This is a genomic window from Enterobacter cloacae complex sp. P12RS (assembly GCF_014895875.1).
GTDB lineage: Bacteria > Pseudomonadota > Gammaproteobacteria > Enterobacterales > Enterobacteriaceae > Enterobacter > Enterobacter bugandensis.
This window is the reverse complement of sequence record NZ_JADBQO010000020.1, coordinates 44,547-64,957: the sequence shown is the minus strand read 5'-3', so window position 1 is coordinate 64,957 and position 20,411 is coordinate 44,547. Positions and strand designations below refer to the sequence as shown.

Annotated in this window: 18 protein-coding genes; 16 read left to right on the top strand and 2 right to left on the bottom strand. The window is 56.6% G+C overall.

Going from position 1 to position 20,411, the window contains the following annotated elements; genetic code table 11:
- The first annotated feature begins 56 nt into the window (after positions 1-56).
- From araG to otsA, 4 genes are all read left to right on the top strand, one after another.
- Positions 57-1,571: an L-arabinose ABC transporter ATP-binding protein AraG gene (gene araG / locus IM284_RS13780; protein WP_028013659.1), complete on the top strand. Its 1,515-nt coding sequence runs from the start codon at positions 57-59 to the stop codon at positions 1,569-1,571.
- Between the two features lie 14 nt (positions 1,572-1,585).
- Positions 1,586-2,566 (top strand): arabinose ABC transporter permease AraH, encoded by a 981-nt coding sequence (araH, locus tag IM284_RS13775; protein ID WP_047367825.1) that lies wholly within the window; start codon positions 1,586-1,588, stop codon positions 2,564-2,566.
- Positions 2,567-2,742: 176 nt separating this feature from the next.
- Positions 2,743-3,546 carry a trehalose-phosphatase gene (otsB, locus tag IM284_RS13770; protein ID WP_028013657.1) on the top strand — a complete coding sequence of 268 codons (804 nt, stop codon included), beginning with the start codon at positions 2,743-2,745 and terminating at the stop codon, positions 3,544-3,546.
- The gene (gene otsA / locus IM284_RS13765) at positions 3,521-4,945 is read left to right on the top strand and encodes an alpha,alpha-trehalose-phosphate synthase (protein WP_028013656.1); all 1,425 of its coding nucleotides are present in this window, start codon (positions 3,521-3,523) and stop codon (positions 4,943-4,945) included. The genes otsB and otsA overlap by 26 nt, the downstream gene beginning before the upstream one ends.
- Before the next feature lie 16 nt (positions 4,946-4,961).
- Here otsA and uspC read toward each other — a convergent pair whose 3' ends face one another.
- Positions 4,962-5,390: a universal stress protein UspC gene (gene uspC / locus IM284_RS13760; protein ID WP_047362802.1), complete on the bottom strand. Its 429-nt coding sequence runs from the start codon at positions 5,388-5,390 to the stop codon at positions 4,962-4,964.
- Positions 5,391-6,185: 795 nt separating this feature from the next.
- On the opposite strand from uspC, the gene flhD reads away from it, so the two are divergent.
- From flhD to cheW, 6 genes are all read left to right on the top strand, one after another.
- Positions 6,186-6,536 carry a flagellar transcriptional regulator FlhD gene (gene flhD / locus IM284_RS13755; protein ID WP_028013654.1) on the top strand — a complete coding sequence of 117 codons (351 nt, stop codon included), beginning with the start codon at positions 6,186-6,188 and terminating at the stop codon, positions 6,534-6,536.
- A 2-nt stretch (positions 6,537-6,538) separates the two neighbouring features.
- A complete protein-coding gene (flhC, locus tag IM284_RS13750; protein ID WP_013096051.1) occupies positions 6,539-7,117 on the top strand; it encodes a flagellar transcriptional regulator FlhC in 579 nt (192 codons plus the stop codon).
- Positions 7,118-7,240: 123 nt separating this feature from the next.
- Entirely contained in the window at positions 7,241-8,128 is an 888-nt protein-coding gene (motA, locus tag IM284_RS13745) for a flagellar motor stator protein MotA (protein WP_008500417.1), read from the top strand.
- Positions 8,125-9,054 carry a flagellar motor protein MotB gene (gene motB, locus IM284_RS13740; RefSeq protein WP_028013653.1) on the top strand — a complete coding sequence of 310 codons (930 nt, stop codon included), beginning with the start codon at positions 8,125-8,127 and terminating at the stop codon, positions 9,052-9,054. The genes motA and motB overlap by 4 nt, the downstream gene beginning before the upstream one ends.
- A gap of 4 nt (positions 9,055-9,058) precedes the next feature.
- The gene (gene cheA / locus IM284_RS13735; RefSeq protein WP_047367824.1) at positions 9,059-11,095 is read left to right on the top strand and encodes a chemotaxis protein CheA; all 2,037 of its coding nucleotides are present in this window, start codon (positions 9,059-9,061) and stop codon (positions 11,093-11,095) included.
- A gap of 19 nt (positions 11,096-11,114) precedes the next feature.
- Positions 11,115-11,618 carry a chemotaxis protein CheW gene (gene cheW / locus IM284_RS13730; protein WP_014884351.1) on the top strand — a complete coding sequence of 168 codons (504 nt, stop codon included), beginning with the start codon at positions 11,115-11,117 and terminating at the stop codon, positions 11,616-11,618.
- 105 nt (positions 11,619-11,723) lie between these two features.
- Here cheW and IM284_RS13725 read toward each other — a convergent pair whose 3' ends face one another.
- The gene (locus IM284_RS13725) at positions 11,724-12,983 is read right to left on the bottom strand and encodes a dicarboxylate/amino acid:cation symporter (RefSeq protein ID WP_028013651.1); all 1,260 of its coding nucleotides are present in this window, start codon (positions 12,981-12,983) and stop codon (positions 11,724-11,726) included.
- Between the two features lie 431 nt (positions 12,984-13,414).
- Between IM284_RS13725 and IM284_RS13720 the strand changes: the two genes are divergently transcribed.
- The 6 genes from IM284_RS13720 (at position 13,415) to tar (ending at position 20,394) form a co-directional block, all read left to right on the top strand.
- Complete coding sequence (locus tag IM284_RS13720; RefSeq protein WP_028013650.1) at positions 13,415-13,987, top strand: spore coat protein U domain-containing protein; 573 nt, start codon at positions 13,415-13,417, stop codon at positions 13,985-13,987.
- 8 nt (positions 13,988-13,995) lie between these two features.
- Positions 13,996-14,544 (top strand): spore coat U domain-containing protein, encoded by a 549-nt coding sequence (locus tag IM284_RS13715; RefSeq protein ID WP_028013649.1) that lies wholly within the window; start codon positions 13,996-13,998, stop codon positions 14,542-14,544.
- Between the two features lie 17 nt (positions 14,545-14,561).
- Complete coding sequence (locus IM284_RS13710) at positions 14,562-15,323, top strand: molecular chaperone (protein WP_047368121.1); 762 nt, start codon at positions 14,562-14,564, stop codon at positions 15,321-15,323.
- Entirely contained in the window at positions 15,299-17,683 is a 2,385-nt protein-coding gene (locus IM284_RS13705) for a fimbria/pilus outer membrane usher protein (protein ID WP_045260326.1), read from the top strand. The genes IM284_RS13710 and IM284_RS13705 overlap by 25 nt, the downstream gene beginning before the upstream one ends.
- Positions 17,680-18,642 carry a spore coat U domain-containing protein gene (locus tag IM284_RS13700; protein ID WP_045260325.1) on the top strand — a complete coding sequence of 321 codons (963 nt, stop codon included), beginning with the start codon at positions 17,680-17,682 and terminating at the stop codon, positions 18,640-18,642. Before IM284_RS13705 ends, IM284_RS13700 begins: the two co-directional genes overlap by 4 nt.
- A gap of 84 nt (positions 18,643-18,726) precedes the next feature.
- Positions 18,727-20,394 carry a methyl-accepting chemotaxis protein II gene (tar, locus tag IM284_RS13695; protein ID WP_047367823.1) on the top strand — a complete coding sequence of 556 codons (1,668 nt, stop codon included), beginning with the start codon at positions 18,727-18,729 and terminating at the stop codon, positions 20,392-20,394.
- Positions 20,395-20,411 lie beyond the last annotated feature (17 nt).

Sequence of the window (20,411 nt, the reverse complement as noted above, 5' to 3'; positions counted from 1 at the left end):
CCCCTTACTCGCCGTAGGGGGCCAGACGTACACACTACAGGAATCACGGAGTCGTTATGCAACAGTCTAATCCGTATCTCTCTTTTCGCGGCATCGGGAAAACGTTTCCCGGTGTTAACGCGCTGACCGATATCAGCTTCGACTGCTATGCCGGCCAGGTTCATGCCCTGATGGGGGAAAACGGAGCGGGGAAATCCACGCTACTAAAAATCCTCAGCGGCAACTACGCGCCAACAACCGGCACGCTGGCCATTCGCGGTGAAGAGGTGGCCTTTGCCGATACCACGGCGGCGCTCAACGCCGGTGTCGCCATTATCTATCAGGAACTGCACCTCATCCCTGAGATGACCGTGGCCGAAAACATCTATTTAGGCCAGCTTCCGCACAAAAGCGGCGTGGTGAATCGTTCGCTACTTAATTATGAAGCGGGGCTGCAGCTTAAGCATCTTGGTCTGGACGTCGATCCCCAGACCCCGCTGAAATACCTCTCCATCGGCCAGTGGCAGATGGTTGAAATTGCCAAGGCGCTGGCGCGTAACGCCAGGGTTATTGCCTTTGATGAACCCACCAGTTCGCTCTCCGCGCGTGAAATTGAAAACCTGTTTCGCGTGATCCGCGAGCTGCGGCAGGAAGGCCGCACCATTTTGTACGTCTCGCACCGCATGGAGGAGATATTTGCCCTGAGCGATGCCATCACCGTATTTAAGGATGGGCGCTATGTGCGCACCTTTACCGATATGCAGCAGGTTAACCATGATCAGCTTGTTCAGGCGATGGTCGGGCGCGATCTGGGCGATATCTATCACTGGAAACCGCGCGAGTACGGCCCCGAGCGCCTGCGTCTGGACAACGTCAAAGCGCCGGGCGTGCGAACGCCGGTTTCGTTATCCGTACGCAGCGGTGAGATCGTCGGTCTGTTTGGCCTTGTAGGGGCGGGGCGCAGCGAGCTGATGAAAGGGCTGTTCGGCGGTACACGCATTACCGCAGGGCAGGTCTCCATTGACGGCGAGCAGGTGGATATCCAGAAACCCGCCCACGCAATCAGGGCCGGGATGATGCTCTGCCCGGAAGACCGCAAGGCGGAGGGGATCATTCCGGTGCATTCGGTGCGCGACAACATCAACATTTCCGCCCGGCGTAAATTTATCCGCGCGGGTTGCCTGATTAACGACGGCTGGGAGTCGAGCAACGCCGACCATCATATTCGCTCGCTGAATATCAAAACGCCAGGACCGGAACAGCTGATTATGAATCTGTCAGGAGGAAACCAGCAGAAGGCCATTTTAGGCCGCTGGCTGTCGGAGGATATGAAGGTCATTCTGCTGGACGAGCCGACGCGCGGTATCGATGTGGGCGCAAAACACGAGATTTACAACGTGATATATGAACTGGCAAAACGCGGCGTGGCGGTGCTGTTCGCCTCCAGCGATCTGCCTGAGGTGCTTGGCGTTGCTGACCGCATTGTAGTGATGCGCGAAGGCGAAATCGCCGGTGAATTACTTCATGAACAGGCGAATGAACAACAGGCGTTGAACCTCGCCATGCCTAAAGTCAGCCAGGCTGTCGCCTGAGTAAGGAGTTAATGATGTCCTCTGTTACTACATCCGGAGCGCCGAAGTCGGCTTTTAGTTTTGGACGCATCTGGGATCAGTACGGCATGCTGGTGGTCTTTGCCGCACTCTTCATCGCCTGTGCAATCTTCGTCCCTAATTTTGCCACCTTCATTAATATGAAAGGGCTGGGACTGGCGATTTCCATGTCCGGCATGGTGGCCTGCGGCATGCTCTTCTGTCTGGCCTCCGGTGATTTCGACCTGTCGGTGGCCTCGGTTATCGCCTGCGCGGGCGTCACCACGGCGGTGGTGATCAACATGACGGAAAGCCTGTGGATTGGCGTTTTTGCCGGTCTGTTGCTCGGCGTGATCAGCGGCCTGGTGAACGGTTTTGTTATCGCACGCCTGAAGATTAATGCCCTGATTACCACGCTTGCAACGATGCAGATAGTCCGCGGTCTGGCCTATATCATCTCCGACGGTAAAGCGGTAGGGATTGAAGACGAGCGCTTCTTTACGCTGGGCTACGCCAACTGGCTGGGCCTGCCTGCGCCTATCTGGCTCACCGTGGCCTGCCTGATCCTGTTCGGCTTCCTGCTGAACCGCACCACCTTTGGTCGTAACACGCTGGCGATCGGCGGCAATGAAGAAGCGGCCCGTCTGGCAGGGGTGCCGGTTGTACGCACCAAGATTATTATCTTCGTGCTCTCCGGGCTGGTCTCCGCCGCGGCGGGGATTATTCTGGCGTCGCGTATGACCAGCGGCCAGCCAATGACGTCTATCGGTTATGAGCTGATCGTCATCTCGGCGTGCGTTTTAGGGGGCGTTTCCCTCAAGGGAGGCATCGGAAAAATCTCATATGTGGTGGCCGGTATCCTGATTTTGGGCACGGTGGAAAACGCCATGAACCTGCTGAATATTTCGCCGTTCTCTCAGTACGTCGTGCGCGGCCTGATCCTGCTGGCAGCCGTGATTTTCGACCGTTACAAGCAAAAAGCGAAGCGTACCCTGTAACCCCAGCGCTGACTTTTTATTGCTCAACTAATAACCATAGTTTACCCCTGAACCGCCTCGCCAGTTTTGCTGGCGGGGCGGTTGTCAAATGGCGAGGCCCATCACACTGTCTATACTTACATGGCTATGAAAGAGGTAAAGGCGTTTACCTCTCGTAAACCGTAAGGAGGATTAGGGTGGCTGACTTGTTAACCGCACCGCCTGTACTGCCCGGAAAATATGCTTTCTTTTTTGACCTCGACGGGACGCTCGCCGGGATCCAGCCGCATCCTGACGACGTGGTCGTACCGGATACGGTTCTAGAGAATTTGCAGCAGCTCTCTCGACTGAACGAGGGCGCATTGGCATTGATTTCAGGGCGCTCAATGGCCGAGCTGGATGTGCTCGCCAGTCCTTACCACTTTCCGCTGGCCGGTGTACACGGAGCGGAGCGCCGCGATATCCATGATCAACTGCATGTTGTATCACTCCCCGATACCTTAATTCAGGCGTTACATACTGAACTCTCCTCGGCGCTGGCGTCGCTCCCGGGCACGGAACTGGAAGCGAAAGGCATGGCGTTCGCCTTGCACTATCGGCAGGCTCCGCATCACGAAGCGGCGATCTTTGCGATTGCCCGCAGCGTGGCCGATGCACATCCGCAGCTCGCGCTGCAGCCGGGGAAGTGCGTCGTTGAGATAAAACCTGAGGGCATCAATAAGGGGGCCGCTATTGCGGCGTTTATGGCGGAACCGCCATTTAAGGGACGTACACCGGTATTTTTTGGCGATGACCTGACCGATGAGGCCGGTTTTCGCGTGGTGAAACAGGCCGGAGGGATCGCCGTCAAGGTAGGGCCTGGTGACACTGTCGCTGAATGGCGTCTGGCGAATGTCGAGGCCGTCTGGCAGTGGATTTCTGATATCGCTAACCAGCAACAACAACAAATAGCGCAAAACAAAGGGGGAAACCATTATGGGTCGCTTAGTCGTCGTCTCTAACCGAATTGCACCGCCTGATGATAAAAAAGCCAGTGCAGGTGGCCTGGCGGTAGGGGTATTAGGTGCCTTAAAAGCTGCTGGCGGGCTGTGGTTTGGCTGGAGCGGTGAAATCAATGAACAAGAGAAACCGCTTAAAAAGGTGACGCGCGGGAACATTACGTGGGCATCATTTGCGCTCAAAGAGAAAGACTATGACGAGTATTACTCGCAGTTCTCCAACGCGGTCCTGTGGCCTGCGTTTCACTATCGTCTTGATCTGGTGAAATTCCAGCGTGAATCCTTCGAGGGCTACTCGCGGGTGAATGCGCTGCTGGCGGATAAACTGCTGCCTTTAATTGAGGAAGACGATATTTTATGGATCCACGATTATCATCTGCTCCCCTTCGCCAGAGAGCTGCGTAAAAGGGGAGTCAATAACCGGATTGGCTTCTTCCTGCACATTCCGTTCCCGACGCCGGAAATTTTCACCGCGCTGCCGCCGCATGAAGAACTGCTGGAGGCGCTGTGTGATTATGACCTGCTGGGCTTCCAGACCGAAAATGACCGTCTCGCGTTCCTGGACTCCGTGTCAGGCAAAACGCGCCTGGTAACCAACGGCGGCAAAACCCATACGGCGTGGGGCAAAACCTTCCATACCGAGGTCTATCCGATTGGTATTGAACCCGACGAAATTGCGGAACAGGCCTCGGGCCCGCTGCCGCCGAAGCTGGCCCAGCTTAAGAATGAACTCAAGCACGTGAAGAATATCTTCTCGGTAGAGCGTCTGGATTATTCCAAAGGGTTGCCGGAACGCTTCCTGGCGTATGAAACGCTGCTGGATAAATACCCTCAGCACCACGGTAAAATCCGCTATACCCAGATCGCGCCAACGTCGCGCGGGGAAGTGCAGGCCTATCAGGATATTCGTCATCAGCTGGAGACAGAAGCAGGGCGCATCAACGGGCGCTACGGCCAGCTGGGCTGGACGCCGCTCTTTTATCTGAATCAGCATTTTGACCGTAAGATCCTGATGAAGGTTTTCCGCTACGCCGACGTTGGCCTGGTTACGCCGCTGCGCGACGGGATGAACCTGGTGGCAAAAGAGTACGTGGCGGCTCAGGACCCGGCGGATCCGGGCGTGCTGGTGCTTTCCCAGTTTGCCGGGGCAGCGAACGAACTGACCTCAGCGCTGCTCGTTAACCCTTACGATCGGGATGATGTGGCAAATGCCCTCAACCGCGCGCTGACCATGCCGCTGACGGAGCGAATTTCCCGCCATGCCGAAATGATGGAGACGATCCGGAATAACGATATAAATCACTGGCAGGCGCGTTTCATTCAGGATCTACGCGAAATAGCCCCGCAAAGTCACGAAGGCGATCTGCAAAAAAAGATCGCGACCTTCCCTAAACTCGCCTGATATTCCTCTGGGGGGGTTAAGCCCCCCCAAGCGGGACTAACAGCACGTCAACTTGGCTTGAGGCGATAATAGATTTTGCCGCGCAGGTAGCCCTCGATATAAAGCTGTGGTTATGGTTCCCGCAAATCACTAAATCAATATTCTGCTTGCGGCACATATCAAGAATATGGGCATTCAGTTCCCCCGTCGCAATAACGGTTTCATCAATGGGGTACTCTGCTTTTTCGACAAGCTCTCGCAGAAACTGCTGCGTTTCCTCCTGCAAAACCTCACGAATATCTTCCAGCATCGGGGCCGCCAGTTGATTGTACATCTCGGGCTCGGCCGCGAGGGTAATGAGGCTGATGCGCGCATTATGCGGCCGGGCGATGGATACGGCCCGGGCGACAAGCTGGTGGCTTTCGGGGGAAACGGCAACAGAAACAAGAAGATGGGAGTAACTCATGGCGCACTCCTTAGATGCCTGACAGACAGCGTTTCATCACCATTACCGCGAATTTCCTGGTTTCGCAAGACTTGAATACGACATTAGTGTGAAGCTTATCATAATTATTCATTAATTATTCTTATAAGAAGAATAACTGATAAATGCGCCTAAATGAAAAAAATTAACAACTTAACGTAAGTCACACAAATCTTCGCTTTCGCTATTAAATCGTTCTAACAAGTTATAAACGCATTTCGAATGATCACGCAATGAAACAATTTTATTGCCAGAAATGCATAACTCTATGTTTTATCGAAGTAATCAAAATGTATCCCTGACGCATACGCGATGTAAACGATTGCTGATACTGCACGCACGGGTAAAAGCACATTGCGTGCCACTTATTCTCACGCTTATGCATGAGTATTCGTCGATTAAGAATACAAAACAGTGCCGATTGCTTAAAAAATGAGCAAATTAGAAGTCATACTGATGGATTTATGGGTTACATTCACTTAAATTGTGTGACGTGGATCACATTTTTTTTAAATTTGAGGGTGGCTGCATTGTATGTGTCAAATCTGGCGAGTAGAGTTTGCGTCGAATTAGGAAAAATCTTAGTTATTTGTAAGAAATGATAAAACCTGTAAGAGATGTAACCGCGTTGCATCCCTTACGCGTTTGGATGAATACAAACCTAGATTCAACTATGCATTTAGCCTTTTCTTTTTTATACCGGGTGATTTCCCGGCGACATCACGGGGTGCGGTCTTTCCGCATAAAAATAATAGTTGGTTATTCGGGATGGGAACAATGCATACATCCGAGTTGCTAAAACATATCTATGACATCAATTTGTCATATTTACTGCTCGCGCAGCGTTTAATTAGTCAGGACAAAGCGTCCGCGATGTTTCGTCTGGGTATTAACGAAGAAATGGCAACCATGCTGGGCGGATTAACCCTCCCTCAGATGGTAAAACTGGCGGAAACGAATCAACTGGTGTGCCAGTTCCGTTTTGATAATCCGCAGACGATAACGCGTCTGACGCAGGAATCCCGCGTGGACGATCTGCAACAGATCCATACCGGTATCCTGCTCTCCACTCGCTTGCTTAGCGACATCAGTCAGCCTGATGACGCAGCCCGTAAGAAAAGGGCCTAGCAATGAGCGAAAAAAGCATTGTTCAGGAAGCGCGTGACATACAGCTGGCCATGGAGCTGATTACGCTGGGTGCTCGTTTACAAATGCTGGAAAGCGAGACTCAGTTGAGCCGTGGTCGCCTTATCAAACTGTATAAAGAGTTACGCGGTAGTCCCCCGCCGAAAGGCATGCTGCCGTTTTCTACGGACTGGTTTATGACCTGGGAGCAGAACATCCACGCTTCCATGTTCTGTAATGCCTGGCAGTATCTTCTCAAAACCGGTTTGTGTAGCGGCGTAGACGCCGTGATCAAAGCGTACAAACTTTACCTTGAACAATGCCCACAGCAGGAAGAAGGCCCTCTGCTGGCGCTGACCCGCGCATGGACGCTGGTGCGTTTTGTTGAGAGCGGAATGCTTGAACTGTCGCGCTGCAATTGCTGCGACGGCAATTTTATTACCCATGCTCATCAGCCTGCAGGCAGCTTCGCCTGTAGTTTATGTCAGCCGCCGTCCCGCGCAGTAAAAAGACGTAAACTTTCCCGGGATGCTGCCGATATTATTCCACAACTGCTGGATGAACAGATCGAACAAGCTGTTTAACCCGAACGTGTGGGCAAGATTCCAGCAGCGGTAAGTCATTACCGCTGCTTTTTTTTACCCCGCAAACGGTAAACGCTGCGAGCTGGACGTCCTTGCCATAGTCACTAGCGGAAGGATGATGTCGTGCTTATCTTATTAGGTTACCTGGTAGTTCTCGGTACAGTTTTCGGCGGTTACATGATGACCGGCGGGCACCTTGGAGCACTCTATCAACCGGCTGAACTTATTATCATCGGCGGCGCAGGGGTAGGGGCTTTTATCGTTGGCAACAACGGTAAATCGATCAAGGGCACGTTGAAGGCAATTCCATTGCTGTTCCGTCGCTCGAAATACACCAAAAGCATGTATATGGATCTGCTGGCGCTGCTCTATCGCCTGATGGCGAAGTCGCGTCAGCAGGGGATGTTCTCGCTTGAACGGGATATCGAAAACCCGAAAGAGAGCGAAATTTTTGCCAGCTATCCGCGCATTCTGGCGGACGCCATGATGCTGGATTTCATCGTCGATTACCTGCGTCTCATCATCAGCGGCAATATGAATACCTTCGAAATCGAAGCGCTGATGGACGAAGAGATCGAAACCCACGAAAGCGAATCTGAAGTGCCGGCCAACAGCCTGGCGCTGGTGGGCGACTCCCTTCCGGCGTTTGGTATCGTGGCGGCGGTCATGGGGGTGGTACACGCCCTGGCCTCGGCGGACCGCCCGGCGGCTGAACTGGGCGCGCTGATTGCCCATGCGATGGTGGGCACCTTCCTCGGTATTTTGCTGGCTTATGGTTTTATCTCTCCGCTGGCAAGCGTGCTGCGCCAGAAAAGCGCGGAAACGACCAAAATGATGCAGTGCGTGAAGATCACGCTGCTCTCTAACCTCAACGGTTACGCGCCACCGATCGCGGTTGAATTTGGCCGTAAAACGCTTTACTCCAGCGAGCGTCCGTCGTTTATCGAGCTTGAAGAACACGTGCGCGCGGTGAAAAACCCAAACCAACAGACGACAACTGAGGACGCATGAAAAACCAGTCCCATCCGATCGTCATTGTCAAAAAACGCAAGCACAAGGGCGGCGGGCACGGTTCCCACGGCTCCTGGAAAATCGCGTACGCCGACTTTATGACCGCAATGATGGCGTTCTTTCTGGTGATGTGGCTGATCTCCATCTCCAGCCCGAAGGAGCTTATCCAGATTGCCGAATATTTCCGTACCCCGCTGGCGACGGCGGTGACCGGTGGGCCGCGTATCTCTAACAGCGAAAGCCCGATCCCTGGCGGAGGCGATGATTACACCCAGCAGAAGGGTGAGGTGAAAAAAGAGCCGAACATCGACGAGCTGAAACGCAAGATGGAGCAGGCGCGTCTGAAAAAACTGCGTGGCGATCTCGACCAGCTGATTGAAGCAGATCCTAAACTGCGCGCGCTGCGGCCGCACCTGAAAATCGATCTGGTCCAGGAAGGGCTGCGTATTCAGATTATCGACAGCCAGAACCGCCCGATGTTTAAAACCGGGAGTGCGGAAGTTGAGCCGTACATGCGCGATATTTTACGCGCCATTGCGCCGGTGCTGAACGGCATTCCTAACCGAATCAGCCTTTCGGGCCACACGGATGACTTCCCGTACGCCAGTGGGGAGAAGGGATACAGCAACTGGGAGCTTTCTGCCGATCGTGCCAACGCCTCGCGTCGCGAGCTGGTGGCAGGTGGGCTTGATGATGGCAAGGTACTGCGCGTGGTCGGCATGGCAGCAACCATGCGGGTCTCCGACCGCGGGCCGGATGACGCCATCAACCGTCGTATCAGTCTTTTAGTGCTGAACCAGCAGGCGGAGCAGGCCATCCTGCACGAAAACGCCGAAAGTCAGAATGAGTCACTGGACGATTTAAAACAGCCTGGGGCCGTCCCTGCGGCTGCCGTTCCAACATCGCCACCAGCCAATCCGAGGTGATAGCGTGAGCATGGATATTAGCGATTTTTACCAGACATTCTTTGATGAAGCCGACGAACTGTTGGCGGATATGGAGCAACATTTGCTCGATCTGGTGCCCGAAGCACCGGACTCCGAGCAGCTCAATGCCATCTTCCGCGCGGCGCATTCTATTAAAGGCGGAGCCGGAACGTTTGGATTTACCATCCTGCAGGAAACGACCCATTTAATGGAAAACCTGCTTGATGAAGCACGACGCGGTGAGATGCAGCTCAATACCGACATTATCAACCTGTTTTTGGAAACCAAAGATATTATGCAGGAACAGCTCGACGCCTATAAAAGTTCGGCAGAGCCTGATGCCGCCAGCTTTGAATACATCTGCAATGCGCTGCGCCAGCTCGCCCTGGAAGCCAAAGGTGAGGTCGCTGCAGCCGTTGTCCCTGCGGCAAAGCTGAGCGTTGTCGATGCGGTTGCTGCTGAAGAGGCCGCGCCAGCCGCCGCGCAAGCGGGCAAGCTGCGCGTTGTGCTGTCACGCCTGAAAGAGAGCGAAGTTAACCTGCTGGAAGAAGAGCTGGGTAACCTGGCGAAATTAAGTAACGTAGTGAAAGGCAAAGACAGCCTCGCGGCGACCCTCGATGACGGTATCTGTCAGGACGATATCGTGGCGGTGCTGTGCTTTGTCATTGAAGCCGACCAGATCGCCTTCGAAACGGAAGCCGCCGCGGTAGAAGCTCCGGCTGCAGAAGAAGAGGTTGCTGTCGTTGCCCAGGCCGCCGCACCGGCTGTGGCCCCAGCGGCCCCAGTGCTGAAGGCGGTGCCAAAAGAGGCCGCGGCGCCTGGCCGTGGTGAAAAACCGGCCGCGCGCTCCAGTGAGTCCACCAGCATTCGCGTTGCCGTTGAGAAGGTTGACCAGCTGATTAACCTGGTTGGCGAACTGGTGATCACCCAGTCCATGCTGGCGCAGCGTTCTAACGAACTCGACCCGGTCACGCACGGCGATCTGATCACCAGCATGGGCCAGCTGCAGCGTAACGCCCGCGACCTGCAGGAATCGGTGATGTCCATCCGCATGATGCCGATGGAATATGTCTTCAGCCGCTTCCCGCGCCTGGTGCGCGACCTTGCCAGCAAGCTAAATAAGCAGATTGAACTGACCCTGATGGGCAGCTCAACGGAGCTGGATAAGAGCCTGATCGAGCGCATCATCGACCCGTTAACGCACCTGGTGCGTAACAGCCTCGACCACGGTATTGAACTGCCGGAAAACCGCATTGCCGCCGGGAAATCTCCGGTCGGGAATCTGATCCTCTCTGCGGAACATCAGGGCGGGAACATCTGCATCGAAGTGACCGACGACGGCGCGGGCCTTAACCGCGAGCGCATCCTGGCGAAAGCCATTTCACAGGGGATGGCGGTGAATGAAAACATGACCGACGAAGAAGTGGGCATGCTGATCTTCGCGCCGGGCTTCTCGACCGCCGAGCAGGTGACGGACGTCTCCGGACGCGGCGTCGGCATGGACGTGGTGAAACGTAACATTCAGGAGATGGGCGGCCACGTTGAGATCCAGTCTAAACAGGGCTCCGGCACCACCATCCGCATCCTGCTCCCGCTGACGCTGGCGATCCTCGACGGCATGTCGGTCAAAGTCGCGGACGAAGTCTTCATTCTGCCGCTGAACGCGGTGATGGAATCCCTCCAGCCGCGTGAAGAAGATCTGCATCCGCTGGCAGGCGGCGAGCGCGTTCTCGAAGTGCGCGGTGAGTACCTGCCGCTGGTCGAGCTGTGGAAAGTGTTCGAAGTGGACGGGGCGAAGACCGAGGCCACGCAGGGTATCGTGGTGATCCTGCAAAGCGCGGGCCGTCGCTACGCGCTGCTGGTCGATCAGCTGATTGGTCAGCACCAGGTGGTGGTGAAGAATCTCGAAAGCAACTACCGCAAGGTGCCGGGTATTTCTGCTGCCACCATTCTGGGGGATGGTAGCGTAGCGCTGATCGTCGACGTGTCGGCGCTTCAGGGATTAAATCGTGAACAACGTGTGGCGTACACAGCCGCCTGATTAAGTAGAAGGTAATAACATGACCGGTATGAGTAATGTAACGAAACTGGCGGGCGAGCCATCAGGGCAGGAGTTCCTGGTATTCACTTTGGGCGATGAGGAGTACGGCATCGATATCCTGAAAGTGCAGGAAATTCGTGGTTACGACCAGGTTACCCGCATCGCTAACACGCCAGCGTTTATTAAAGGCGTCACCAACCTGCGCGGCGTGATTGTGCCAATCGTGGATCTGCGCGTGAAGTTCAGCCAGGGCGACGTTGACTACAACGACAATACCGTCGTGATCGTCCTGAACCTGGGACAGCGCGTGGTGGGTATCGTGGTGGATGGCGTATCTGACGTGCTTTCCCTGACCTCTGACCAGATTCGTCCTGCGCCGGAGTTTGCGGTCACGCTGTCGACCGAATACCTGACCGGCCTGGGGGCGCTCGGCGAGCGTATGCTGATTCTGGTGAACATCGAGAAGCTGCTGAACAGCGAAGAGATGGCGCTGCTGGATATCGCGGCGAATCATGTAGCGTAGGTAAATGCAAAACGGCAACCCAGGTTGCCGTTTTTTTTATTTGCTCCCTCTCCCACAGGGAGAGGGCTGGGGTGAGGGCATCAGGCCTCACCCTTTTTCATGCCATTACGCTTCCTGCTTTACCAGTTCAGCTTCAGCTTCCCGCGCACCTTCATTCTGCGAGAGCATCGCCGTCGCAATCCCGTTCCCCAGAACGTTAATCGCGGAACGCCCCATATCCAGGAAGTGGTCGATCCCCATCAGCAGCAGGATCCCCGCCACCGGAATGTTAAAGCTCGGGATCGTTGCGGCCAGCACCACCAGCGAAGAACGCGGCACGCCCGCAATGCCTTTTGACGCCAGCATCAGGGTTAACATCAGCACCGTCACCTCAGAGAAGCTCAGGTGAATGTTGTACGCCTGCGCAATAAACATCGAGGCAAACGAGCAGTACACCATTGACCCCACGAGGTTGAAGGAGTAGCCAATCGGCAGAACGAAAGAGGCGATATTGCGCGAGCAGCCAAAGCGCTCCAGCTGCTCCAGCGTTTTAGGGTAGGCCGCTTCAGAACTGCTGGTGGTGAATGCGACCAGCACCGGATCTTTCAGCATGCTGACCAGGCGAAACACCTCTTTTTTCAGCACCATGTAACCCACGGCCAGCAGCACCATGCAGGTGAGAAGAATGGCAACGTAGTAGCCGCCAATAAAGGAGGCGTAGTTCAACAGGATGCCCAGACCCTGCGTGGCAATGACGGAGGAGATCGCCGCGAAGATGGCCAGTGGCGCAACGTACATCACGTAACCCGTTACCTTCAGCATGATATGGGAAACCACATCCAGTGCGGCCACCAGCGGCGCGTTGAATTTCTGCCCCAGCGACGCGCCGCCGATGCCGAAGAACATCGAGAACACCACAATCTGCAGGATCTCATTGTTCGACATCGCCCCCGCGATGCTGGTGGGAATGGTGTGAGACAGGAACGCTTTCAGCGTCATCCCGCCCACGGCCAGACCGGTATCCACCGCCTCGGTTGGAATAGTCAGGTTCAGGCCGCTTCCCGGACGCTCCAGCGTAACGATAAACAGTCCGACCAGAATAGAAAGCACGGATGAACTGATGAACCATACCATCGCTTTGCCGCCCACCCGGCCTATGGTGGAGGTTTCTCCCAGCTTCATAATGCCTACGGTCAGCGTGCTGAAGACCAGTGGCGCAATAACCATTTTGATCAGACGGAGGAAAATATCGGTCAGAAGGGTAATATTATCCGACCAGGCTTTGATGGCATCCGCAGATGCGTACTCGTGAATTGCCGCCCCTGAAAGAATACCCGCCAGCATGAATATCACGATGAAGAGTGTAAGTTTGTTTGCACTTGCCACGAAAAAAGACCCTCTATGCGCTATCAGATGTCGCCCGCGCCGATACATATAAATTTTTTATTACTGCGCGGGAAAATATTCGGCACATAAATTGACGCAAAGCGTAGGGGGATACAACAAGTTTTTAAGTTTTATTGATTTTGTTGTTGGTGGCATAACGATATATTGTGATGGTGATCACACTATAAGGGATATATTCTCTTCTGAAAAAATAAAAATGCGGCCAAAATAATTTTAATTCATTGTTATTTATAAGAATATTAAGTCAATAGGACACAAGGATTATGCGTTTTGGGGCGGGTGGTGGAAGCGATATCCGTAAACTAAATTCTCATTAACCCCTCTCAGTGGAACCTTAAGCGGGGCTAACATCTTGAACAGCATAAATAAAATGTGGCAAGGGAACGCGTTTGACTTCCGGAGGGTGGAAAATGAAAAGAAAACGCCTTTTAATCTGCGCTGGCGCGTTACTGGCGGCGACAACGGTACATCCTGCGCTGGCCGTGACCAGCAGCGGCACCATCGGTGCGACGCTGACCCTCACAAACGGGTGTCTGATTAACGGATCGCCCACGCAAAACGGTATTAACTTCGGGACACTCGATTTTGGTACCCATCCCGCCACGTTTTCCACGCTGACCACCCAGCTCACCGGCGCCAGCGGCGGGAATACGTTCACCATTCAGTGCACCACCGCCAGCTATACGGTGGCGATCACCGGCAACACTAACTCCACCGCACCCGGTACCGTGGTCGGCACGCCGGGCACGCCTGCGCGCTATCTGATCAATACCGCCAATGCGGCGCAGGGCGTGGCTTACAGTCTGTACAGCGACAGCGGATTTAACAACGTCATCGCCAACAACGCGGCGCTGCCGGTCGCGTCGACGGCGGGCGGGGTCAACAGCTACACCCTTTACGGGCGCATCACCGGCGGCGGTAACAGCGTCACGGTGGTGCCGGGCACTTATACCGACACGATCAACGTCAGCGTCACCTACTAGCTCCAGCCATGAAGGCCTCCTTTTTAAGTCTGCGCGCTTGCGCAGAGGGGATTGTGCAGCCTTTTTTTGCGCTAGCGCTGGGGCTGACCCTGGTTTCCGGGGCCGGCGCGGTGACGTCGCAGTCGTTTAAGGTGAGCGCGACCGTCGTGCCGGGATGTTCTGTCACGACGGGGACCGGCGGGATCTTCGGGACGCTGGATTTTGGAACCCATACCGGCGTGGAGAGTGCCCCGGTCAGCACCAGCTTTGTGCCCAACGGGGCGCTGTCCATCGCCTGCACGCCGGGCGTGGCGCTGAGCATGAGTATCAACGGCGGGCAAAACTACGCCTCGGTGCGCCGCATGACGCGTTCAGGCGGCACCGACGTGGTGGGCTACCGGCTTTACAGCAGCAGTTCACTGGCGGCGAACAGTGAGATTGGGGTCAACCAGGCCATCCCGGTGACCTACACCAACAGCAACAATATTGCACTACCACTTTTTGGCGTAGCGCTGCTGACGGGATTTAGCCCGGCAGGCACCTATTCCGATCAGCTCACCGTGACCTTGTCATGGTGAAAAAGGGAGAACATTCGATGAAGCCACTATTCAGGCATTGGTACCTGGTGAGTATGTTGGGCGTGACCGCCATGGCGGCAGGACAGGCGCAGGCGGCGGCGACCATTCTGTTATGGCCCATCGATCCGTGGCTGTCGGCCGACAGCAAAGCGACTGAATTGTGGATCCAGAATCAGGGAAACAGTGCCACAACGATGCAGGTGCGCATTGTGCGCTGGAAGCAGGAGGGGGGCTTTGAGCGCTATACCGCCCAGCAGGACGTGGTCGCCAGCCCGCCCATCGTCACCATCGGCAAAGGCAGTAAACAGCTGATCCGCCTGATCAAACAGGGTACGGTTCCGATGGGCGTTGAACAAGCCTATCGCATTATCGTGGATGAAATTCCCCAGCCGGACGCGAAGGCCGACCCCGCCATCGGCCTTAAACTGCAGATGCGCTATTCCATACCGCTGTTCGTTTACGGACAGGGGATCCCGACAATAAAAGAGGGGGCGCATCATGCCCTCGTGGATACCCGTAACCTGAGCTGGCGCGTCACGCAGGTGGCGGGCCAGCCTGCCATTGAAGTGCGCAATCAGGGCGATGTTCACGTCAGGCTCAGCCAGGTGGCGCTGGAGCAGGGGGGACAAAAGCGCATGATTGCGGATGGCCTGCTGGGCTATGTGCTGCCGGGCAGCACCCGCAGCTGGCCGATTCCGACCGGGATCCGCCAGCCCAGCCAGATCAGCGCGCAGATTAATGCCAGGGATGCACAATGGCAGTCGACGCCCGTCAACTGAAGCCCGCAATGATGATCCTGCTTTGCGTGAGTACCAGTACCTGGGCCGAACCGGGTGATGACAGCTTACCGCCGCCGCCGCAAGCGCAGGCGATAAACGGGGAGGCGGTTTTCCAGCTCGCCCTGGTACTGAACCACTACGACACCGGGCTGGTGGTTCCCGTGACGCAACGCGACGGCGCTTACTATATCTCCAGCGCCGATTTGCTGCGCGCCGGGCTTCCGCCTGAACATGTGCCCAACGGCGACGTCAATCTCAGCACGCTTCCGGCGGTGCGGGTGGAGTACGACAGTCCCGCCCAGCGTCTGCTGCTGACCGTGCCCCGTGAGTGGATAACCTCCCGCGTCACCCCGTTTGGCGGCCAGCCGACGCAGAGTAAGCCTCACTATGGCAGAGGCGCGCTGCTCAATTACGATTTTTATACCAACCATACCGAGCACGTCGGCGGGCAGGCCTCGCTCTGGCATGAATTCCGCTACTTCAATGAAAACGGTTCATTCTCCTCCACCGGCTACGCCCGCGAAAATTTCACCGGCAACGACGGTCAGCAGGAGGGCTATGTCCGCTATGACACCACCCTGCTGGTGACCAACGAGGAGGACGCCACCACCTGGACCGCCGGGGATGTCATCAGCGATGCCCTGAGCTGGAGCAGCAGCGTCCGCATGGGCGGGATCAGCTATGGGCGTGATTTCTCCCTGCGTCCGGACCTGGTGACCTGGCCGCTGCCGGAATTTTCAGGTGAAGCGGCGGTGCCGACCTCGGTCGACCTCTTCATCAACGGCTACCGCTCCGGGTCCACGCAGCTGCAGCCCGGACCGTTCACCCTGACGAACCTGCCCTACATTAACGGCGCCGGGGATGCGGTGCTGGTCACCACCGATGCGCTGGGGCGCCAGGTGAGTACCACGCTGCCGTTTTACGTCACCAGCGATCTGCTGAAAGAAGGGCTGAGCGACGGGGCCGTTACCCTGGGGAGCCTGCGGCGCAACTACGGCATTAAGAATTTTGACTACGGCCCGGCGGCGGGGAGCGGATCGTATCGCTACGGCCTGACGGACTGGCTGACGCTGGAGGGGCACGCCGAAGGCGCGGAGGAACTGGCGCTCGCCGGTGCGGGGACGGTGGTCAAGCTGGGGCGTTTTGGCGTGGTGAATACCTCGTACAGCCAGAGCCGGATGCGCGGAGATGACGGCGGGCAAATCAACTGGGGCTACCAGTACAGCACCAGCGAGTTCAGCCTCGCCACCCAGCATACCCGCCGCGATCGCGGCTTTGGTAACCTGGCCCTGTATGACCAGCCGACGGTGTACGACGAAAATGACCGCCCCATCGCCAGCTTTAGCCGCAATACCGATCAATATTCCCTGACCTTCAACCTGGGGGAATACGGCAACATCGGGGCGGCCTGGATCGGCGTGGAGAGCTTTGACAGCCAGAAAACCGAGCTGCTTAACCTCTCCTGGAGCCGAAATCTGTGGGGCTCCAGCAGCATTTACCTCGCCGCCAGCCGGGACCAGCAGCGGGGCGACTGGACGGTCGCGATGTCATTCCAGGTGCCGCTGGGCGAACGCGACAGCGCGGCGCTCACCGTGGAAAATACCCCGGATGCAGGCAGCACGCAGCGCATCAACTACAACCACTCGATGCCCTCCGACGGCGGCTTCAGCTGGAATATGGCGTGGGCGAACCAGTCGCGATCGAATAACTACCAGCAGGGAACGGTGGGCTGGCGCAATAACAATATCGAGCTGCAGGGGGGCGGGTACGGCGAGAAGGGCATGATGACCTGGTGGAGCGAAGCGATGGGCTCCCTGGTGCTGATGGACGGCGAACTGTTTGCGGCAAACAAAATCAACGATGCGTTTGTGGTCATCAGCACCGATGGCCAGCCGGATGTCCCCGTCAGCTATGAAAACCAGCCGGTTGGTAAAACCAACCGCAACGGGTATCTGCTGGTGAGCGGCGTCTCGGCCTATTACCCGGCAAGCTACAGTATTAACACCTTGAACCTGCCTGCCGACACCCGGCTGAAAGAGACCGAGCGGCGGGTGGCGATCCGCCGCCACAGCGGTTATCTGGTGGATTTCCCGATGGAACAGGAGCGGGTAGCGAGCGTCATCCTGCACGACGCGCAGGGGGAGGCCATTCCGGTGGGAAGCCAGGTTCGACGCGCCTCGCGCAGCAATGCGGTGGTGGGATATGACGGGATTGCCTGGCTGGAAAACCTCAGCGACGTCAATCTGCTCGACGTCACGACGCCGACAGGCAAACGCTGCAGGGCAACGCTGACCATCGGCGCGAACCCGGACCACAGGCTGCAAACCTACGGCCCGCTGGTCTGCCGGGAGGGGCCATGAAGCGCTGGGTGATGTTGCTCCTGCTGCTGCTCTCCGGCGGCAGCTGGGCGGCCTGTACCGTCAGCACGGTCAATGCGTCGTTCGGCAGCGTCACGTCGTTTGCGCTGAGCGGCTCCGGGGAGGTGGAGACCACCGGCACGCTGGTGGTGGCGTGTGATGCGATACTCAACCTGCTGACGAACGACTCGGTGACGCTGAACTACACCGCAGCAACGATATCGGCCAACAGTCGTGCGACCCTGAAACGCACCGATAATGCCGCCATCACGGACGTGATCCCCACCCGGCTGTGTGGACTTTCGGGTTGCGCGAGCAGCAGTGAGGTACAGATAAGTAAATCGTATACCTGGAGCGGAAATACCTTGCTGGGATTGCTCGGGTCAAAGCAGTACAACATTCCGCTCTATTTCCGCACCGTCGCCGGACAAAACGTCTCTGCCGGGCCGTATCAGGTGCAGTTAACCTTCAGCGTTAACTACAGCGTCTGTTCCGTGGGGGCGCTCGGTATTTGCACCATCAATCAAACGGGAACCGCGACGACCAGTATTCTGCTTAACCTGACCGTCACCAACGACTGCAGCGCCATGACCACGCCGGACGTCAACTTTAGCAGTGCGCCGCTGGTGCAAAATTTCCCCACGGTCTCGCAGGCGATTGCCGTCACCTGTACCAAAGGCAGTACCTATACCATCGGGATTAACAATGGTGCCAACGCGCTGAATAACGTGCGCCGGATGGTGAGCGGCAGTAACTACCTGAGTTATGACATCTATAAAGAAGCCACGACTAACCGCTGGGGCAGCAGCGGCAGCGAACGCTGGACCAGCGCGACCTCCTCGCTGGTCAGCGCCGACGGCCTGCTGCGTACCTATAACTACACCGCCAAAGTCCTGACGAATCAGGCCACGCCACCCGCCGGTACCTACACCGATACGCTGATTGTTGACGTCGCGTTTTAACCCCGCGCTTTTCCCTTTCGCAAATGTAAAGTTCCTGTGGCCTGTGCCGATAACACCGTTAATAAATCTATGAGAAGGTGTTGTATGTTGAACCGTATCCGCGTTGTCACAATGCTAATGATGGTGCTGGTCATTTTCGCACTACTTCAGCTTATCTCCGGCGGGCTTTTTTTCTCGTCGTTAAAACAGAACCAGGACAGCTTCGCCGCCTCGAACGATCTCCGCCTGCAGCAGAGTGAGCTCACGTCGACGTGGGATCTGATGCTGCAAACGCGCATCAACCTGAGCCGCTCGTCCGCGCGCATGATGATGGATCCGAACAATCAGCAGAGCAGCGCGAAAACCGATCTGCTAAAAAATGCCCGGGCTACGCTGGCCGACGCGGCTAAACACTACGCCGCCTTCAGGCAAATCGCACCGCAGCCTGCTATGGCGCAGGTGAGCCAGAACATTGATGAAAAATACAGCGCCTACTATGCCGGGCTTACGGAGCTGATCCAGTTCCTGGAGAGCGGCAACATGGATGCCTACTTCGCACAGCCGACGCAGGGGATGCAAAACGCACTCGGCGCGGCGCTGGGGGAATACGCGAAGGCCAGCGGCGATCTGTATCACTCGGCCTTTACTGAAAGCCAGAATGACTACCGCTTTGCGAAATGGCAGATGGCGGTATTGGCCCTGGCGCTGGTCATTGTGCTGTTCGCTGTGTGGTACGGCATTCGCCACATCCTGCTGAACCCTCTCGGCCGCGTGATTGCCCATATTCGCGAGATTGCCTCTGGCGATCTGACCAAAACGCTGACCGTTTCCGGACGTAACGAGATCACCGAGCTGGCCAACAGCGTCGACCACATGCAGCGTTCATTGATCGAGACCGTCGCCAACGTGCGTAACGGATCCGAGGCGATCTATACCGGCACCAGCGAAATCGCGATGGGGAATAACGATCTCTCATCTCGTACCGAGCAGCAGGCGTCGGCGCTGGAAGAGACGGCCGCCAGCATGGAGCAGCTCACCGCAACCGTGAAGCAGAACGCCGATAACGCCCGCCAGGCGTCTCAGCTGGCAGAAAGCGCCTCCGAAACCGCGCAGCGCGGCGGTCGCGTGGTGGATGGCGTGGTGAAAACCATGCACGAAATCGCCGACAGCTCGAAGAAAATCGCCGACATCATCAGCGTCATCGACGGCATTGCCTTCCAGACCAACATCCTCGCGCTCAACGCCGCCGTGGAAGCGGCACGCGCGGGCGAGCAGGGGCGCGGGTTTGCGGTGGTGGCCGGGGAAGTGCGCAACCTTGCCAGCCGCAGCGCCAACGCGGCAAAAGAGATTAAATCCCTGATTGAAGACTCCGTCTCCCGCGTGGATACCGGCTCCGTGCTGGTGGAGAGTGCCGGGGAGACCATGAATGACATCGTGAATGCCGTTACCCGCGTGACGGACATCATGGGGGAAATCGCCTCTGCGTCCGATGAGCAGAGTCGTGGTATCGACCAGGTTGCCCTGGCGGTATCGGAAATGGACCGCGTGACACAGCAAAACGCCGCGCTGGTGCAGGAGTCCGCTGCGGCGGCCGCTGCGCTGGAAGACCAGGCGAGCCGTCTGAAGATGGCCGTCTCGGCGTTTCGTCTCGCTTCACTCGCTGGAAATACGGTCACTGCGCAAGCTACGTACCGCGCGCCAGCCGCCGACACGGCGGTCACCCGCACGCGTGCTGCAACGACCGGACAAGATGAAAACTGGGAAACATTTTGACTGACAATTAAACCGCG

What these genes read in the sequence shown, in the direction of transcription:
- IM284_RS13710 (WP_047368121.1), top strand. Translation starts at nt 14,562, where the DNA reads ATGAAGCCACTATTCAGGCATTGGTACCTGGTGAGTATGTTGGGCGTG.
- flhD (WP_028013654.1), top strand. Translation starts at nt 6,186, where the DNA reads ATGCATACATCCGAGTTGCTAAAACATATCTATGACATCAATTTGTCA.
- flhC (WP_013096051.1), top strand. Translation starts at nt 6,539, where the DNA reads ATGAGCGAAAAAAGCATTGTTCAGGAAGCGCGTGACATACAGCTGGCC.
- motB (WP_028013653.1), top strand. Translation starts at nt 8,125, where the DNA reads ATGAAAAACCAGTCCCATCCGATCGTCATTGTCAAAAAACGCAAGCAC.
- IM284_RS13700 (WP_045260325.1), top strand. Translation starts at nt 17,680, where the DNA reads ATGAAGCGCTGGGTGATGTTGCTCCTGCTGCTGCTCTCCGGCGGCAGC.
- IM284_RS13720 (WP_028013650.1), top strand. Translation starts at nt 13,415, where the DNA reads ATGAAAAGAAAACGCCTTTTAATCTGCGCTGGCGCGTTACTGGCGGCG.
- araH (WP_047367825.1), top strand. Translation starts at nt 1,586, where the DNA reads ATGTCCTCTGTTACTACATCCGGAGCGCCGAAGTCGGCTTTTAGTTTT.
- araG (WP_028013659.1), top strand. Translation starts at nt 57, where the DNA reads ATGCAACAGTCTAATCCGTATCTCTCTTTTCGCGGCATCGGGAAAACG.
- IM284_RS13715 (WP_028013649.1), top strand. Translation starts at nt 13,996, where the DNA reads ATGAAGGCCTCCTTTTTAAGTCTGCGCGCTTGCGCAGAGGGGATTGTG.
- tar (WP_047367823.1), top strand. Translation starts at nt 18,727, where the DNA reads ATGTTGAACCGTATCCGCGTTGTCACAATGCTAATGATGGTGCTGGTC.
- cheW (WP_014884351.1), top strand. Translation starts at nt 11,115, where the DNA reads ATGACCGGTATGAGTAATGTAACGAAACTGGCGGGCGAGCCATCAGGG.
- uspC (WP_047362802.1), bottom strand. Translation starts at nt 5,390, where the DNA reads ATGAGTTACTCCCATCTTCTTGTTTCTGTTGCCGTTTCCCCCGAAAGC.
- IM284_RS13705 (WP_045260326.1), top strand. Translation starts at nt 15,299, where the DNA reads ATGGCAGTCGACGCCCGTCAACTGAAGCCCGCAATGATGATCCTGCTT.
- otsA (WP_028013656.1), top strand. Translation starts at nt 3,521, where the DNA reads ATGGGTCGCTTAGTCGTCGTCTCTAACCGAATTGCACCGCCTGATGAT.